The sequence below is a fragment of the Streptomyces sp. NBC_00704 genome, assembly GCF_036226605.1.
GTDB lineage: Bacteria > Actinomycetota > Actinomycetes > Streptomycetales > Streptomycetaceae > Streptomyces.
The window spans coordinates 1446067-1461622 of sequence record NZ_CP109000.1 but is presented as its reverse complement, the minus strand read 5'-3'; the positions used below and the strand labels follow the sequence as shown (position 1 = coordinate 1461622).

12 protein-coding genes are annotated in these 15556 nt (G+C 74.7%); 10 read left to right on the top strand and 2 right to left on the bottom strand.

All coding sequences use genetic code 11. The features are described from left to right. Positions 1-561: 561 nt before the first annotated feature. The 3 genes from OG802_RS06460 (at position 562) to OG802_RS06450 (ending at position 2872) form a co-directional block, all read left to right on the top strand. The gene (locus OG802_RS06460) at positions 562-1755 is read left to right on the top strand and encodes a glycerophosphodiester phosphodiesterase (protein ID WP_329416963.1); all 1194 of its coding nucleotides are present in this window, start codon (positions 562-564) and stop codon (positions 1753-1755) included. Between the two features lie 67 nt (positions 1756-1822). Next, positions 1823-2329 (top strand): RNA polymerase sigma factor, encoded by a 507-nt coding sequence (locus OG802_RS06455; protein ID WP_329408039.1) that lies wholly within the window; start codon positions 1823-1825, stop codon positions 2327-2329. A gap of 45 nt (positions 2330-2374) precedes the next feature. Continuing rightward, positions 2375-2872, top strand: a complete 498-nt coding sequence (locus tag OG802_RS06450; RefSeq protein ID WP_329408035.1) for a GNAT family N-acetyltransferase — start codon at positions 2375-2377, stop codon at positions 2870-2872. Positions 2873-2883: 11 nt separating this feature from the next. Here OG802_RS06450 and OG802_RS06445 read toward each other — a convergent pair whose 3' ends face one another. Further along, complete coding sequence (locus OG802_RS06445; RefSeq protein WP_329408034.1) at positions 2884-3303, bottom strand: hypothetical protein; 420 nt, start codon at positions 3301-3303, stop codon at positions 2884-2886. Position 3304: 1 nt separating this feature from the next. Then, on the bottom strand, positions 3305-3664 hold the full coding sequence (locus OG802_RS06440; RefSeq protein WP_329408031.1) for a hypothetical protein: 360 nt from the start codon (positions 3662-3664) through the stop codon (positions 3305-3307). An 828-nt stretch (positions 3665-4492) separates the two neighbouring features. Between OG802_RS06440 and OG802_RS06435 the strand changes: the two genes are divergently transcribed. From OG802_RS06435 to cobA, 7 genes are all read left to right on the top strand, one after another. Beyond that, positions 4493-5536, top strand: a complete 1044-nt coding sequence (locus OG802_RS06435; RefSeq protein WP_329408029.1) for a methionine ABC transporter ATP-binding protein — start codon at positions 4493-4495, stop codon at positions 5534-5536. A 62-nt stretch (positions 5537-5598) separates the two neighbouring features. Beyond that, a complete protein-coding gene (locus OG802_RS06430; protein ID WP_443055436.1) occupies positions 5599-6279 on the top strand; it encodes a methionine ABC transporter permease in 681 nt (226 codons plus the stop codon). Between the two features lie 110 nt (positions 6280-6389). After that, positions 6390-7226, top strand: a complete 837-nt coding sequence (locus OG802_RS06425) for a MetQ/NlpA family ABC transporter substrate-binding protein (protein ID WP_329408024.1) — start codon at positions 6390-6392, stop codon at positions 7224-7226. A 152-nt stretch (positions 7227-7378) separates the two neighbouring features. Next, positions 7379-8017 (top strand): GNAT family N-acetyltransferase, encoded by a 639-nt coding sequence (locus tag OG802_RS06420; RefSeq protein WP_329408022.1) that lies wholly within the window; start codon positions 7379-7381, stop codon positions 8015-8017. Positions 8018-8102: 85 nt separating this feature from the next. Further along, on the top strand, positions 8103-9320 hold the full coding sequence (gene cbiE / locus OG802_RS06415) for a precorrin-6y C5,15-methyltransferase (decarboxylating) subunit CbiE (protein WP_329408020.1): 1218 nt from the start codon (positions 8103-8105) through the stop codon (positions 9318-9320). A 366-nt stretch (positions 9321-9686) separates the two neighbouring features. Next, positions 9687-14114: a nicotinate-nucleotide--dimethylbenzimidazole phosphoribosyltransferase gene (cobT, locus tag OG802_RS06410; RefSeq protein WP_329408019.1), complete on the top strand. Its 4428-nt coding sequence runs from the start codon at positions 9687-9689 to the stop codon at positions 14112-14114. A gap of 147 nt (positions 14115-14261) precedes the next feature. Further along, positions 14262-15494, top strand: coding sequence for a uroporphyrinogen-III C-methyltransferase (gene cobA / locus OG802_RS06405; RefSeq protein ID WP_329408017.1), 1233 nt, complete (start codon positions 14262-14264; stop codon positions 15492-15494). Positions 15495-15556: the final 62 nt, after the last annotated feature.

Below are 15556 nucleotides of genomic sequence, written 5' to 3'. Positions count from 1 at the left end.
CACCCAGGTCTTACGCACTGTTGACACACGAGTACCTGGACGGCCGAGCCGCCGCCCGTCCGTCACCCGTGCGGAACGGGCGCGAGACCGCCACGGAACCGCCACGAAACCGCCGGGCAGCCGCCGGGAAGACCGGGGAGCCGGGGCCGTCCGCGCGCCCTGGTCTACCGGCCGCCGTCCCGCGGCCCTCGCCCCCGCGCCGCCACCGCCGTCGGTCGCCGTCGGCCGCCGAGGTGGTTGCCGTCGCCGTCACCGGACCGCGTTCCCCCGCGGGCCGCGGCGAATCCGTCCGACCCGACCGAGCCGACGACCCGTCACATCGCGGTAGCCCCCGCCGCGCGTCCGGCGTACGTCCGGCGCACATCCGTCGTACGCCCGGCGTACTTCTGTCGTAGGGAACATCCCGCCCCCGATGTACGGCCCACGCCAGGCAGACGCCGTCACCCGTCACCCGCGTGTTGGGGTCGCGGTCTCCCGGTGGTCATGTTCACGCCCCTACGATCGGCCCGCACGGACGAGCCGACGGCAGGAGGCCTCATGGGCACGCAGGGCACACAGGGCATGCAGGGCACGCAAGGATCGGACCAGCAGGCGGGCGGGGGCGGCACCGGACGGCGGGCGCTTCTCGGCGCGGCCGTGCTCGGCGCCGCCGGGGGCGTCCTCGGCCTGTCGGGCACCGCCGGAGCCGCCGAAGCCGCGCCGTCGCGGTCCGGGTCCGGCCGCGGCGGCGGGCTGCGGAGCCTGCCCGTGCCGACGATCATCGGCCACCGCGGCGCCAGCGGCTACCGACCCGAGCACACCTTCGGCTCCTACGAGCTGGCGCTCGACCTGGGCGCCGACATCGTCGAGGCCGGCGACCTGGTCCCCACCAGAGACGGCCACCTCGTCTGCCGCCACGAGCCGGAGATCGGCGGCACGACGGACGTCGCCGAGCACCCCGAGTTCGCCGCCCGCAGGACGACGAAGGTGCTCGACGGCGTCCCCACCACCGGCTGGTTCACCGAGGACTTCACCCTCGCCGAGCTGAAGACCCTGCGGGCCGTCGAGCGCATCCCGGCGAACCGCCCGCACAACACGCTCTACAACGGGCGCTGGGAGATCCCCACCTTCGAGGAAGTCCTGAAGTGGCAGGACGAGCAGACCCGCAAGCGCGGCAAGCAGGTGTGGATCTACCCCGAGACCAAGCACCCCACCTACTTCCGCAAGCTCGGCCTGGGCCTGGAGGAACGGGTCGCCAAGTTGCTGCACAGGCACGGCAAGGACAGGAGGAACTCGCCGGTCGTCCTGCAGTCCTTCGAGCCCACCAGCCTCCAGCGCCTCGACAAGCTGGTCGACAACCCCCTCGCCGTGCTCCTGTCCACCGCGGACTCCCGCCCCTGGGACTTCGTCGAGACCGGCGACCCGCGCACGGTCGCCGACCTGATCACCCGGGCCGGCCTGCGTGAGATCGCGGGCTACGCCCAGGGCATCGGCCCCACCCTCGACCTGGTCATCCCGAAGGACGCGGCCGGCAACCTCACCGAGCCGACCACCCTGGTGAAGGACGCCCACGCGGTCGGCCTGGTGCTGCACCCCTACACCATGCGCAACGAGAACCTCTTCCTGCCCGCGGACTTCCGCAAGGGCACGGACGCGGACGGATACGGCGACCCCTTCGGCGCCTTCCGCACCTACTTCGCCACCGGCATCGACGGCGTCTTCACGGACAACCCGGACACCGGAGTGCTCGCCCGCGCCGACTTCGTCAACGGCTGATTCCTCGTTGGAGTGACAGTCGACCGCCCGGGCAACCGCCGGCCCGGGCGGTCGCATCGTGGCGCATATGACGCACGACTTGCTCACCGCCCTGCGCCCGCTGCTCAACGCGGAGGCCTCCGCCGAGGCCCACGCCGCCGGCGCCGAACCCGCCGACCTCGAACAGGCGGTGTGGCTGCGCCTCCTGGAGCACCTGGCCACCGACGGCCCGCCGCGCGACCCGCAGAACTGGCTGCGCCGGGCCGTGCGCGCCGAGGCCCGCCGCACCCGCCGCACCGTCCGCCGTGAACAGCCCTACGTGGCCGACCCGGCCGAGGACGCCGAACGGGGTCCCGAGCAGCTCGCCCTGACCGCCGCCCGCCACCGCGCCCTGCGCGAGGCCGTGCACCGCCTGCCCGGCCGCTGCTCCCGTCTGCTGCAGGCCCTGCTGTCGCCGGACGACCTCACCTACCGCGAGATCGCGGGGAAGTTGGGTATCTCACAGGGCAGTCTCGGGCCGGAACGTTCCCGATGTCTGGGATGTCTGCGGCGTTTGCTTCCGCCGGAGGTTGCGGCCCGCGAAGCGCGGGGATAGGAGTGGGGGACCACAGGCGATCAGGTGAGCGGGAGGCGTGCGCACATGGGCATGAGCGTGACCATCTCGGTGGCGGGCGAGCAGGACACCGAGCAGATCTTCAGGCTGCAGTACCTGTGCTTCCAGAGCGAAGCCGCGCTGTACGGCAACTACCGCATCGCCCCCCTCGTCCAGACCCTCGCGTCGGTGCGCGAGGAACTCGCCGCCGACTGCGTCTTCGTGGCCCGGCTGGGCGACGAGGTGGTCGGCTGCGTGCGCGGCAACCTCACCGAGGACGGCGCCGCCGCCATCGGCAAGCTCTGCGTCCACCCGCGTCTTCAGGGGCACGGCATCGGCGCCAGGCTGCTGCGGGCCGCCGAGTCGGCCCTCGCCGAGGAGCGCGGGGCCAAGAAGTTCCGCCTCTTCACCGGCCACCGCAGCGAGGGCAACCTCCGCCTGTACCGCCGCGTCGGCTACGAGACCGTCGGCACCTCCCAGGGCGCGGACGGCGTGCCCATGATCGTCCTGGAGAAGCAGGCGGGGGAGTACGCGGCCACCGCGTAGCGCGCGGGCGGCTATCCGGCGGCGGCGTTCCGGGAGCGCCGCAGCCAGTACAGGGCCGACAGCGGCAGCAGGACCGGGATGAACACGTACTCCATCCCGTACTGCGACCACACGGTCGAGTCGGGGAACGCCGACGGCTCGGCCAGCGTCCAGGTGCCCACGATCAGCACGCCCGCGAGTTCGGCGGCGCAGCAGACCTGCGCCGCCCTGCGGGCCGTCTCCCCGCCCCGCACCAGGGTGTACGTGATGAACCCGTACACCACGCCGGCGACGGCCGACAGCACGTACGACAGCGGGGCCCGGTCGAACTCGGTCGCGATCTGGTACGCCGACCGCGACACCGCCCCGACCACCATGACGCCGTAGAACCACACCAGCAGCAGCCCGGGCCCGCCGATCAGCCGGACCGGCTTCTCCTGCGTCGCCGTCATCTCAGCCTCCCCAGATGTCGAAGAGCCGCACCTCGAGCACGGCGAGCACCACACCGGCCGCGGCGACCGTCACCGAACCCCAGCGGGTGCGCTCGCCCAGCGACAGGAGACCGGCCGCCGGCACGCACGCGAACGCCCCCAGCAGGTACGCCACGAAGATCGTCGTGCCCTGCTCCGGCTTCTCGCCCCGCGCCAGCTGCACGATCCCGATCACCAGCTGGACCACCGCCAGCAGCGAGACCACGGCCATCCCGATGAAGTGCCAGTCCTTCGTCGGCTGGTCGCGGTAGGCGGCCCAGCCGCACCAGGCGGCGAGGAGCAACGCGGCGACGCCGGTCGCCAGCGTCAGGGCATCAAACATGCAGCGACCCTATTACGCCGTATTCCGCCTCCCGCCGTCGGCCCCGCACCCCCGCACACGCGCCGGGAGGCCGCGCCGCCCCGGACGCTCCGCGCGGCGAGCCCCGCCCCCGGCGCCCGCGCTCCGAGGACGGCCGGCCCCACCCCGGCGGGGTCGGCCCCACTCCGGCGCCCGCGCTCCGGGGGCGGCCGGCCCCCGCCCCGGCGGGGTCGGCCCCACTCCGGCGCCCGCGCTCCGGGGGCGGCCGGCCCCCGCCCCGACGGCCGCCGCCGCCCCCGTCCCGCGGGGGCGGGCCGTCGGTCCGGCCACCGTGGCGTTGGCCACAGCCGGCCCCGGACCGCGCGCCTGCGCCGCTCCCCGCGACCCCGGGGCCGAGCCCCGTCCACCCCGTCGCCGCCGGTCAACGGCAGGGCCGCGGGTAACCCCGCCCTCGGCTGACATGCGCCGAAGCGGTGTCCACGGCTGTCCAGCATCCGGACACCGCGATCCCGGTCAGGACCGTACGTCTGCTTTACTGATGCTCATGACCACGACGAGCAGCCGCATCCGTGCGACCGAGGCGACCATGACGCCCGGTGCTCGTTGTCTGTGTCGAATGCGCGCCTTCTAGAGGGCCCCCGCACCACCTCCGCGCTCGCGCCCCGAAGCGAGCCGCCGTGGCAGGTCCGTACGCCGCATCCCAGCCGTACGAGACCGCAGCCGCGCCCCGCGCACGCGTTCCCCCCGGATCCCCCGCCGGAGCGAGAGCCGTGCCGCGCCCAGACAGCCTGCATCCGTGCGCCCGGGCACACCCGCGCCCGCGCACTCGACAGTGACGGAAACCCCCACGTGATCACCACCACGGGCCTGAGCAAGGTCTACCGCTCGCGCGGCCGTGCGGTCACCGCCCTCGACGGCGTCGACCTGCACGTGCGCGAAGGCGAGGTGTACGGCGTCATCGGCCAGTCCGGCGCCGGCAAGTCCTCGCTCATCCGCTGCATCAACCTCCTGGAGCGCCCCACCTCCGGCACGGTCACCGTCGCCGGACAGGACCTCACCGCGCTCGCCGGACGCGGTCCGCGCGCCGGCAAGGAGCTGCGGCAGGCGCGCAGCCGGATCGGCATGGTCTTCCAGCACTTCAACCTGCTGTCCTCGCGGACCGTGCAGGACAACGTCGAGCTGCCTCTGGAGATCCTCGGCAGCTCCGGGAAGGAACGTTCCCGCAAGGCGCTGGACCTGCTCGACCTGGTCGGCCTGGCCGACAAGGCGCAGTCCTACCCCGCCCAGCTCTCCGGCGGCCAGAAGCAGCGCGTCGGCATCGCCCGCGCCCTGGCCGGCGACCCCAAGGTGCTGCTGTCCGACGAGGCCACCAGCGCCCTCGACCCGGAGACCACCCGCTCCATCCTCCGGCTGCTGCGCGACCTCAACCGGCAGCTCGGCCTGACGGTCCTGCTGATCACCCACGAGATGGACGTGGTGAAGTCGGTCTGCGACTCCGCCGCGCTCATGGACAGCGGCCGCCTCGTCGAGTCCGGCACGGTCAGCGAGCTGCTCGCCACCCCCGGCTCCGAACTGGCCGCCGCCCTCTTCCCCGTCGGCGGCGAGGCCACCGGCGACGACCGCACCGTCGTCGACGTCACCTTCCTCGGCGAGGCCGCCACCCAGCCCGTCGTCTCCCAGCTGTCGCGCACCTACAACATCGACATCTCGATCCTCGGCGCCGCCATCGACACCGTCGGCGGCCTCCAGATCGGCCGCATGCGCATCGAGCTGCCCGGCCGCTACGAGGACAACGTCGTGCCCATCGGCTTCCTGCGCGAACGGGGCCTTCAGATCGACGTCGTGGACCGGGCGGCGCCCGGGCCCGCGCTGCTGAAGGAGGCCGCCAAGTGAGCGGAACCCAGTGGTCCGAGATACAGCCCCTGCTGTCCCAGGCCTGTTGGGACACCCTCTACATGGTCGGCTGGTCCACCCTCGTCGCGGTCGTCGGCGGTCTGCCGCTCGGCGTCCTGCTGGTGCTGACCGACCGCGGCGGCCTGTTGCAGAACACCGTCGCCAACAAGGTGATCGGGCAGGTCGTGAACATCGCCCGCTCGATGCCCTTCATCATCCTCATGGTCGCGCTGATGAACTTCACGCGCACGGTCACCGGGACGACCATCGGCCGCGAGGCCGCGATCGTGCCGCTCGCCATCGGCGCCATCCCGTTCTTCGCGCGCCTGGTCGAGACGGCCGTCCGGGAAGTGGACGGCGGACTCGTCGAGGCCGTGCAGGCGATGGGCGGCAACACCTGGACCATCGTGCGCAAGGTGCTCGTCCCCGAGTCCCTGCCCTCCCTCATCGCCGGCACGACCACCACGATCGTCGCCCTCATCGGCTACTCCGCGATGGCCGGCACGGTCGGCGCCGGCGGCCTCGGCGACATCGCCATCCGCTACGGCTACCAGCGCTTCGAGACCGAGCTGATGTGGATCACGGTGGCCATCCTGGCCGTCGTCATCGCGCTCATCCAGTTCGCCGGGGACTACGCGGCCCGCTCCCTGCACCGCCGCGGCGGCCGCTCCGGCCCCGCGCCGAAGCTGCGCCTGCTCCGGGCGAAGGAGCCCGCGGCCCCCGACGTCGGCAAGGCCGTCTGACCCGGCCCCCACGGCCACCCCGCCTCGGCCCGCCCCCCACCGGGCCGCTGCCCAAGACTCCCCGCACCACCCGACGCGGGGCGCACCACCCTTCAGGAAAGGCACTTTTCGTGCGTAACACCGCCAAGATCACCACCGCCGTCCTCGCCGCCGGAGCCCTCACCCTCGGACTCAGCGCCTGCGGCTCGGACAAGGACTCCGGCAGCGCCGACGCGAACGCCACGCTCACCGTCGCCGCCACCCCCACCCCGCAGGGCGAGATCCTCACCTACGTCAAGGACCACCTCGCGGCGAAGGCCGGCCTCAAGCTGGAGGTCAAGGAGTTCACGGACTACGTGACGCCCAACACCGCCGTCCAGCAGGGCGAGGTCGACGCCAACTACTTCCAGCACCAGCCGTACCTCGACGACTTCAACAAGAAGAACGGCACCGACATCGTCGCCGTGCCCGGCGCCGCGGTGCACCTGGAGCCGCTCGGCCTGTACGCGAAGAGCGCCAAGAAGCTCACGGACCTCAAGGCGGGCGCCACCGTCGCCCTGCCGAACGACACCACCAACGAGGCCCGCGCGCTCAAGCTGCTGGAGGCGGGCGGCCTGCTCCGGCTCAAGTCCGGCGCCGGCTACGACGCGACCCCCAAGGACGTCGCGTCCAACCCCCGGAACCTGAAGTTCAAGGAGCTGGAGGCCGCCCAGCTGCCCCGCTCCCTCGGCGACGTCGACGCGGCCGTCATCAACGGCAACTACGCGCTGGAGGCCAAGCTCAGCCCGGCCAAGGACGCCCTGGCCGCGGAGTCCGCCAAGGACAACCCCTACGCCAACTTCCTCGCCGTGAAGAAGGGCGACGAGACCGACCCGCGCGTGGTGAAGCTCGCCAAGCTGCTCACCTCGCCCGAGGTCAGGAAGTTCATCGCCGACACGTACGACGGCGCCGTCGTCGCCGCCTTCTGACCTCGACCGACGTCCCCCGCACCCGAGGTCCGCGCCCGCGGGCGGCGCGGACCCCGTGGTGTGGTTCAGCGCCGCATGCTGCATGCTGGGCAGTTCAGCGGGCCCTGACGGGTCGGCAGGTTCACGAGGTCCCGAAGGTTACGGAGCGGCGCATGACGAGCACCTTCCCCACCATCTCCATCAGCACGGAGCGGTTGGGCCTGCGTCCGCTCGACGAGGACGACGTGCCCGCCCTGGCCGACATGATGAACGACGAGCAGGTCGCGGCCTGGACCTCCGTCCCGCAGCCCTTCGACGAGGCGGCCGCCCGCCGCTGGATCACCGAGTACGCCCCCGCCGAACACGCCGCGGGCCGCGGCCTCGACCTCGCCGTCACCGAGTTCCTCACCCAGCGCCTCGTCGGCGTCGTCCAGCTCGCCAAGACCAACTGGCACGTCCGCTCCACCGAGCTGTCGTACATCGTCGCCCCCTGGGCGCGCGGCGAGGGCTACGCCTCCGAAGCGGCCATGGCCACCGCCCGATGGCTGCTGACCGACCAGAAGTTCGAACGCATCGAGCTGCGCACGGCCGCCGACAACACCGCCTCCCAGCAGGTCGCCCAGAAGATCGGGTGCATCAGCGAGGGCGTGCTGCGCGGCGCCTGCATAGCGCGCGTGCGCGGCGAGGACGGCGGGTGGAGCGAGGTCCGCACCGACTACATCGTGTGGAGCCTCCTCCCCGAGGACCTCGACACCGGCGGCGAGCACTTCGCGGAGAGCGGCGGTTTCACCTCGTACACCGACTGGAACTGACCGGGCCGCGCCCCTTCCCGCACGCCCCGACCAGGTACCCTCACGAAGCCCGCTGCCTGCGTGAACCCGGGGGAGACTGACGACCATGGCCGACCGCGTCACGGTGATCGGCTGGGACGGCTCGCCGCTGACCGCCGCGGCCCGCTCCGCTCTCGGCGCGGCCACCCTGGTGGCCGGCGCCGCCCACCATCTGACGCTGCCCGAGGTGCCGCCCACCGCGGAACGCGTCCGGCTCGGCAGCGTCGCCCTCGCCGCCCGCCGCATCGCCGGCCACCGCGGCACCGCGGTCGTCGTCGCCGACGGCGACCCGGGCTTCTTCGGCGTCGTACGCGCCCTGCGCGCCCCCGAGTTCGGCCTGGAGGTCGAGGTCGTCCCCGCCGTCTCCGCCGTGGCCGCGGCCTTCGCGAGGGCCGGCATGCCCTGGGACGACGCCCAGGTGGTCGTCGCCCACCGGCGCACCCTGCGCCGCGCGGTCAACGTGTGCCGGGCCCACACCAAGGTCGCCGTCCTCACCTCCCCGGGCGCCGGGCCCGCCGAGCTGGGCCTGCTGCTGGAGGGCGTGCACCGCACCTTCGTGGTGTGCGAGGAACTCGGCACCGACCGCGAACAGGTCAGCGTCGTCACCTCCGACAAGGCGGCCGACCACATGTGGCGCGACCCCAACGTCGTCATCGTCATCGGCGGCCCCACCGGCCCGGTCGTCGCCGGGGAGAGCGGCTGGATCGCGGGCCGCGACCCCGGCGCCGGCCCGCGCGGCTGGACACTGCCCGGCGAGGCGTACGGCGGGGTGCTCGGCGAAGGGGAGACGCCGCTGCTGCGCGCCGCCCAACTCGCCCGGCTGGGCCCGCGCGTGGGCGACCTCGTCTGGGACGTCGGCTGCGGCAGCGGAGCGTTCGCGACCGAGGCCGCCCGGGCGGGCGCCGCCGTCATCGCGGTCGACCGGGACCTGGAGGCCTGCGCCCGCACCGACGCGGCCGCACGCCGCCACGGGGTCCAGCTCCAGATCGTCCACGGCGGAGCCCCGCACGTCCTGGAGAACCTGCCCGAACCGGACGTCGTCCGGGTCGGCGGCGGGGGAGCGCCGGTGGTCTCCGCGGTCGTCGACCGCCGTCCGCAGCGCATCGTCACCCACGCGGCGACCCGCGACGCGGCCGAACGCGTGGGCCGCGACCTCTCCGAGCACGGGTACGGCGTCGAGTGCGCCCTCGTCCAGTCCGTCGAACTCGACACGCGGGCCTGGACGGAGACGGAGCGGAGCGTCGCGTTCCTGCTCACCGGGGTTCTCGCCGACCGCCGGCCGTGACCGGGACAGCCCTCCCCGTGATCCTGTTGTCGTACCGCGCGCGGTAGGCTGGCCGATCGTCGTACCGCTTCCGGTCGCCCGACGCTTCGTCGGCCAATGTCCGGAAAACACCTCCCTTTTGGGCTGCGTGTGGTACGGCAGAACCGGAGGGCGCGCAACGTGGCGCAGTCCACAGCGGAGCCTCGCCGATCAAGCTGTCGCGAGGCGACGACGGCCGGGACAATGCCACTGAATGGCTTTGTCGCTATTTCGGGCGGGTCGTTCGTGCCGCTGGGCGCGGACGCTCGTTCTTCACTACGGGGCGGTCGGTGCGCCGCTCCGGGTGAGCCGGCCGCAGAAGCACTAACCGATGGGCGAGGGGTACGCATGACCGACACCGGCCAGGTCCCGGGCGAGGGGCTGCCGGAGAGCGCAGGCATGGTGGAGCAGCCGGGCGTCCCCGCGCACGGTGCGTACACCTACCTCTCCGAGACCCCCGCCGAGGACGAAGACCTGTTGCTGCTGCCGGGTGCCCAGAGCGCGTGGGGCAACGAGGTCGCGCCGCCCGCGCCGGAACCGGTGGTCGAGGCGGTCCACGAGCCGGGGCCGCACGAGACGGCCGGCCGCGACAGCGGTTCGGTCGACCTCACCGGCGTCCGCCTGCCCGGCCCGTCGGCCCCGCAGGCCACCCCGCGCCGCCCCCTCCACCTCGGCCCCCCGATCCCCGACGCCTCCGCCAGCCCGGTCCGCTCGCTCGCCGACCGCGGCCCCGCGGGCGCGCCGGTGCGGCAGTCCGGCGTGGCGGTCTCCGGCCCCGAGTACCTCGACGTGCCGCACCTGCGGGACATGCCCCCGCAGGGCGCGTCCCCCTGGGGCGCCGCCCAGACCGCGGCGCAGACCACGGTCCAGGACGTCGCCCAGGCCCCGGCCGTTTCCGCCGTTTCCGGGGGGACCGCCGGGGAGACGGCCGTCCCCGCCGCGGTCGCCCGGACCCGGCAGGCCGAGCCCGCGGGCGCGGCCCAGGCCGTGGTCGCCCGCGTGGCGACCGAGGCGATCGCCGCGACCGCCCCGCCGGAGGCCGACGAGCCCGGGACCGCGCCGGAACCCCGCGTCGCCCGGGGGTACGGGATCGTCGACACCGGCGAACTGCTCGGCGCCGCGATGATGGCGGAGGCCCAGCAGCAGCCCGCCGACGAGCCGTCCGCCGCGGACGCTCCGGTGACCGCCGTCGAGCAGCCGGCCGAGACGACGGGCACGCCGGAGACGGCGCCGGACGCCGAGGCCGCGCCCGCGGAACAGCCCCCCGCCGCCCCGGAACCGGTTGCCCCGGAAGCAGCAGCCCAGCCCGAGCCGTCCGCCGAGCCCGCTGGGCAGGCCGCCGCCGAGGCCGTGGAGACCGCGGAGACCGCCGAGCCCGCCCCGGCGCAGACCGCCGTCGCCGACCCGGCCGAGGCGGCAACCGCGGCCGAGAGCGCCGTCGCAGGTCCGGCCGTCGCGGACGCCGGTGAGGCGGCGGCGAGCCCCGCCGACGCCGACGCGCCCGAAGAGGCGCACGCGCCGCAGGAGCCGGAAGCAGCCGAGCAGCCGCAGCCGCAGGAGCCCGTCACGGCGACCGACGACTCCTCGGCGCAGGAACCGCAGGTTCCGCACGAGCCGCAGGCCTCCGAGGCGCCTCAGGCGCCCGAGACCGACGCGCCCGCGGCCGCTGCCGTACCCGCGCCCGGCAGCGTGACCGGCGCTCCCTCGGAACCGGCGCCCCCCGTGGCGCCCGCCCCCGAGCCCGTTCTCGCCCCCGAGGCCGCCCCGGCCGTGGAGGAGCCTCAGGCCGTGACCCCCGAAGCGCCGGAGCCGGAGGCGTCCGCGGAGGAGACGCCCGCCGCCCAGGTCTTCGAGGCCCCCGCGTCCGGCACCGCCCCGGAGCCCGCGCTCGCCGCCCCCACGGCGACCGTCGTCGAGCCGGACGCCGCGGCGCAGGCGGAGCCCGTCGCGGCACCCGCCGAACCGGTTGCCGAGCAGAGCGCCGGGCAGACCGCCGAGGAACCGGCGCCGCCGTCGGAGGCGCCGGAAGCGTCCGCCGAGGCCGCGGTCGCCGCCCAGCCCGTCCACGCGGCGGACACCGCGTCGCCCACCCCGGACGCCGACCCCGAGACTCCGGCCGCCGCCGTCCCGGACGCGTCCTCCGCGCCGGAGCCCGCGACCCCAGTCGTCCAGCCCCCGGCGGAGACGATGGAGGCTGCCGAGACGACCGAGACGACCGAGACGACCGAGACGGCAGAGGCTGCCGAGACGGCAGAGGCTGCCGAGACGGAAGAGACCGCCGAGACGGAAGAGACCGCCGAGGCTGCCGGGGCGGTTGAGACGCTGTCGGCGTCCGAGCCCGCCGGACCCTCCGACGAAGCGGCTCCCGCGCCCTCCGCCCCCGAGCCCGCCGTCCCCTCCGCCCCCGAGCCCGCCGTCCCCTCCGCCCCCGAGCCCGCCGTCCCCTCCGCCCCCGAGCCCGCCGTCCCCTCCGCCCCCGAGCCCGCCGTCCCCGCCGCTCACGAGCCCGCCGTTCCCCTCGCGGCCGAAGCGCCGCCCGTCGAGCCCGCCGCGGCCGTTGCCCCGCAGCCCGCCGAGGAGACCGACGCCGAACTCCGGCACGCGGCCGCCCCCGTGCCGCAGCAGGAGCAGCCCGAGTCGGTCCACCCCGTGCCGGACCTGCCGTCGGCCCCGACCGTGCCCGCCGGAGCCTCGGAGCCCCCCGCGGAGCACCTCGCGCCGGCCCCGCCGAACGTCGTCGCGGCCCCCGAGTCGCAGCAGCCGGGGCCCGAGCCGACGACGGCCGGACCGGAAGCCGGGGCCGAGGCGGTCGCGCAGACGGCCGCCGTCCTCTCCGCCGTCCCCGCCGCTCCGGTCCCCGCCCCGCGCGGTGCCGAGCCCGTCGTGACCGAGGCCCCGGCGGCCTTCGACGCGGAGCACGAGACCCAGACCGACGCCGACGCCGACCCCGACGTCGTACAGAGCCCGGAGGACCTGCGGACCAGGGCCGCCGACCAGGAAGAGAGCCCGGCCGTCCCCGTGGAAGAAGCGCGAGAGTCCGCCGGCCCGGCAGCCCCCGCCTACGACGACGCCGAGCGCGCGGCCGTCCTGAAGGTGATGCGCGAACGCCGGGACATCCGCAACGGCTTCCGCAGCGACCCGATCCCGCACGAGGTGCTGCTGCGCGTCCTGGAGGCCGCGCACACCGCGCCCTCCGTGGGGCACTCGCAGCCCTGGGACTTCGTCGTCATCCGTTCGGCCGACACCCGTCGGGCGATGCACGAGCTGGCGACCCGCCAGCGGGACGCGTACGCGAAGTCCCTGCCCAAGGGGCGGGCCAAGCAGTTCAAGGAACTGAAGATCGAGGCCATCCTCGACACGCCGGTGAACATCGTGGTCACCGCCGACCCCACGCGTGGCGGCCGGCACACCCTCGGCCGGCACACCCAGCCGCAGATGGCGCCGTACTCCTCCGCCCTCGCCGTGGAGAACCTCTGGCTCGCCGCGCGCGCCGAGGGCCTCGGCGTCGGCTGGGTCAGCTTCTTCGACGAGCGCGAGATGGTCCGCGCGCTGGGTCTGCCCGAGCACCTCGAAGTGGTCGCCTACCTGTGCGTCGGCTACGTCGACGAGTTCCCGGACGAGCCCGAGCTGATGCAGGCGGGCTGGGCCAAGCGCCGCCCGCTGTCCTGGGTCGTCCACGAGGAGACGTACGGCCGTCGCGCACTGCCCGGCGAGGACCCGCACGACCTGCTCGCCGAGACCGTCGCCAGCGTCCGCCCGCTCGACGCCAAGGCGCTCGGCGAGGCCTGGGAGCGGCAGAAGCGGATGACGAAGCCGGCCGGCGCGCTCGGCATGCTGGAGATCATCTCCGCCCAGCTGTCCGGGCTGTCCCGGCAGTGCCCGCCGCCCATCCCGGAGCCCGCGGCCGTCGCGATCTTCGCCGGCGACCACGGCGTGCACGCCCAGGGCGTCACCCCGTGGCCGCAGGAGGTGACGGCCCAGATGGTCGCCAACTTCCTCGGCGGGGGAGCGGTCTGCAACGCCTTCGCGGCCCAGGTCGGCGCGGAGGTCTGCGTGGTGGACGTCGGCGTGGCCGCCGACCTGCCCGGCACCCCCGGTCTGCTGCCGCGCAAGATCCGCGCGGGCACGTCCGACATGACCACCGGCCCCGCGATGACCCGCGAGGAGGCCCGGCAGGCCATCGAGGTCGGCATCGAGACGGCCCGCGATCTGGTGGCGGCCGGCAACAAGGCGCTGCTCACCGGTGAGATGGGCATCGCGAACACCACGGCGTCCGCCGCCCTCATCTCGGTCTTCACCGGCGCCGACCCGGCCGAGGTCACCGGCCGCGGCACCGGGATCAACGACGAGACCCTCGCCCGCAAGACCGAGGTCGTCCGCCGCGCGCTGGACTTCCACCAGCCCGACCCGGCCGATCCGATCGGCGTCCTCGCCGCGATCGGCGGCTTCGAGCACGCGGCCATGGTCGGTCTGCTGCTCGGCGGCGCCTCCCTGCGCACGCCCGTGATCCTGGACGGCGTCAGCGCCGGCGCGGCCGCCCTGGTCGCCCGGGCGATCGCCCCCGAGGTGCTCGCGGCGTGCATCGCGGGCCACCGCAGCGCCGAGCCCGGCCATGTGGCGGCCCTCAACAAGCTGGGCCTGCGCCCGCTGGTCGACCTGGACCTGCGCCTGGGCGAGGGCACGGGCGCGCTGCTGGCCCTGCCGCTGGTGCAGAGCACGGCCCGCGCCATGCACGAGGTCGCGACGTTCGACTCGGCGGGCGTGACCGAGAAGTAGGACCTGCTCCGGGGCCGGGCGGCACGCGCTTGTGCCGCCCCCGGCCCCGCCGCATGCTGAAGCACCTCTAAAATGCGCACGTCAGGGCCGCTCCAGAGCCGCAGCGCCCGCCCACTGCTCTCTGCCCGTACGAGGAGCCGCACCCTCATGGCCGAACACCCCGCCTACCCCGTGGGCCTCCGTCTCGCCGGCCGCAGGGTCGTCGTCCTCGGCGGCGGCCAGGTCGCCCAGCGCCGCCTGCCCGCCCTGATCGGGGCGGGCGCCGACGTGCACCTGGTCTCCCCGGAGGCCACTCCGTCCGTCGAGGCGATGGCGGACGCGGGCGAGCTGCGCTGGTCCAGGCGCCCCTACGCCGAGGGAGACCTCGCCGACGCCTGGTACGCCCTGATCGCCACCAGCGACCCGGCCGCCAACCGGCAGGCCTCGGCCGAGGCGGAGGCCTGCCGCGTGTGGTGCGTGCGCTCCGACGACGCCGACGCCGCGACCGCCTGGACCCCGGCCACCGGCCACAGCGAGGGCGTCACGGTCGCCGTCCTCACCACGACGGCCCGCGGGCGCGACCCGCGCCACACGGCCGCCGTGCGCGACGCCGTCGTCGAGGGCCTACGCGACGGCACCCTGGTCGCCCCCCACCACCGCACCCGGACCCCGGGCGTCGCCCTCGTCGGCGGCGGCCCCGGCGACCCGGACCTGATCACGGTCCGCGGCCGCCGGCTGCTCGCCGAGGCGGACGTCGTCATCGCCGACCGGCTCGGCCCGCGCGACCTCCTCGCCGAACTCCCGCCGCACGTCGAGGTGATCGACGCGGCCAAGATCCCCTACGGCCGGTACATGGCCCAGGAGGCCATCAACAACGCGCTCATCGAGCACGCCAGGCAGGGCAAGTCGGTGGTCCGGCTCAAGGGCGGCGACCCGTACGTCTTCGGCCGGGGCATGGAGGAGCTCCAGGCGCTCGCCGAGGCGGGCATCGCCTGCACGGTCGTCCCGGGCATCTCCAGCTCGATCTCGGTGCCCGGCGCGGCCGGCATCCCGGTCACCCACCGCGGGGTCGCCCATGAGTTCACCGTGGTCAGCGGGCACGTGGCCCCGGACGACGAGCGCTCCCTGGTCGACTGGGCGTCCCTCGCGAAGCTCACCGGCACCCTGGTGGTCCTGATGGGCGTCGACAAGATCGGGAAGATCGCCGAGACGCTCGTCGCGCACGGCAAGCCGCCCGGCACCCCGGTCGCCCTCGTCCAGGAGGGCACGACGGCCGCCCAGCGGCGCGTGGACGCGACCCTTGCGACGGTCGCCGAGGCGGTCCGCACCGAGGAGGTCAGGCCCCCGGCGGTGATCGTCATCGGCGCGGTCGTCGCCGTCGGCCCCCCGACCTCGGAGTAACCGCCGGTAACGCAACCGTTCCGAGCCGTTGGCACCACACCCAGGACAAGGCAGTATCACCC

Coding starts and splice junctions, on each gene's coding strand:
- OG802_RS06460 (WP_329416963.1), top strand. CDS start 562: ATGCAGGGCACGCAAGGATCGGACCAGCAGGCGGGCGGGGGCGGCACC.
- OG802_RS06455 (WP_329408039.1), top strand. CDS start 1,823: ATGACGCACGACTTGCTCACCGCCCTGCGCCCGCTGCTCAACGCGGAG.
- OG802_RS06450 (WP_329408035.1), top strand. CDS start 2,375: ATGGGCATGAGCGTGACCATCTCGGTGGCGGGCGAGCAGGACACCGAG.
- OG802_RS06445 (WP_329408034.1), bottom strand. CDS start 3,303: ATGACGGCGACGCAGGAGAAGCCGGTCCGGCTGATCGGCGGGCCCGGG.
- OG802_RS06440 (WP_329408031.1), bottom strand. CDS start 3,664: ATGTTTGATGCCCTGACGCTGGCGACCGGCGTCGCCGCGTTGCTCCTC.
- OG802_RS06430 (WP_443055436.1), top strand. CDS start 5,599: ATGGTCGGCTGGTCCACCCTCGTCGCGGTCGTCGGCGGTCTGCCGCTC.
- OG802_RS06420 (WP_329408022.1), top strand. CDS start 7,379: ATGACGAGCACCTTCCCCACCATCTCCATCAGCACGGAGCGGTTGGGC.
- cbiE (WP_329408020.1), top strand. CDS start 8,103: ATGGCCGACCGCGTCACGGTGATCGGCTGGGACGGCTCGCCGCTGACC.
- cobT (WP_329408019.1), top strand. CDS start 9,687: ATGACCGACACCGGCCAGGTCCCGGGCGAGGGGCTGCCGGAGAGCGCA.
- cobA (WP_329408017.1), top strand. CDS start 14,262: ATGGCCGAACACCCCGCCTACCCCGTGGGCCTCCGTCTCGCCGGCCGC.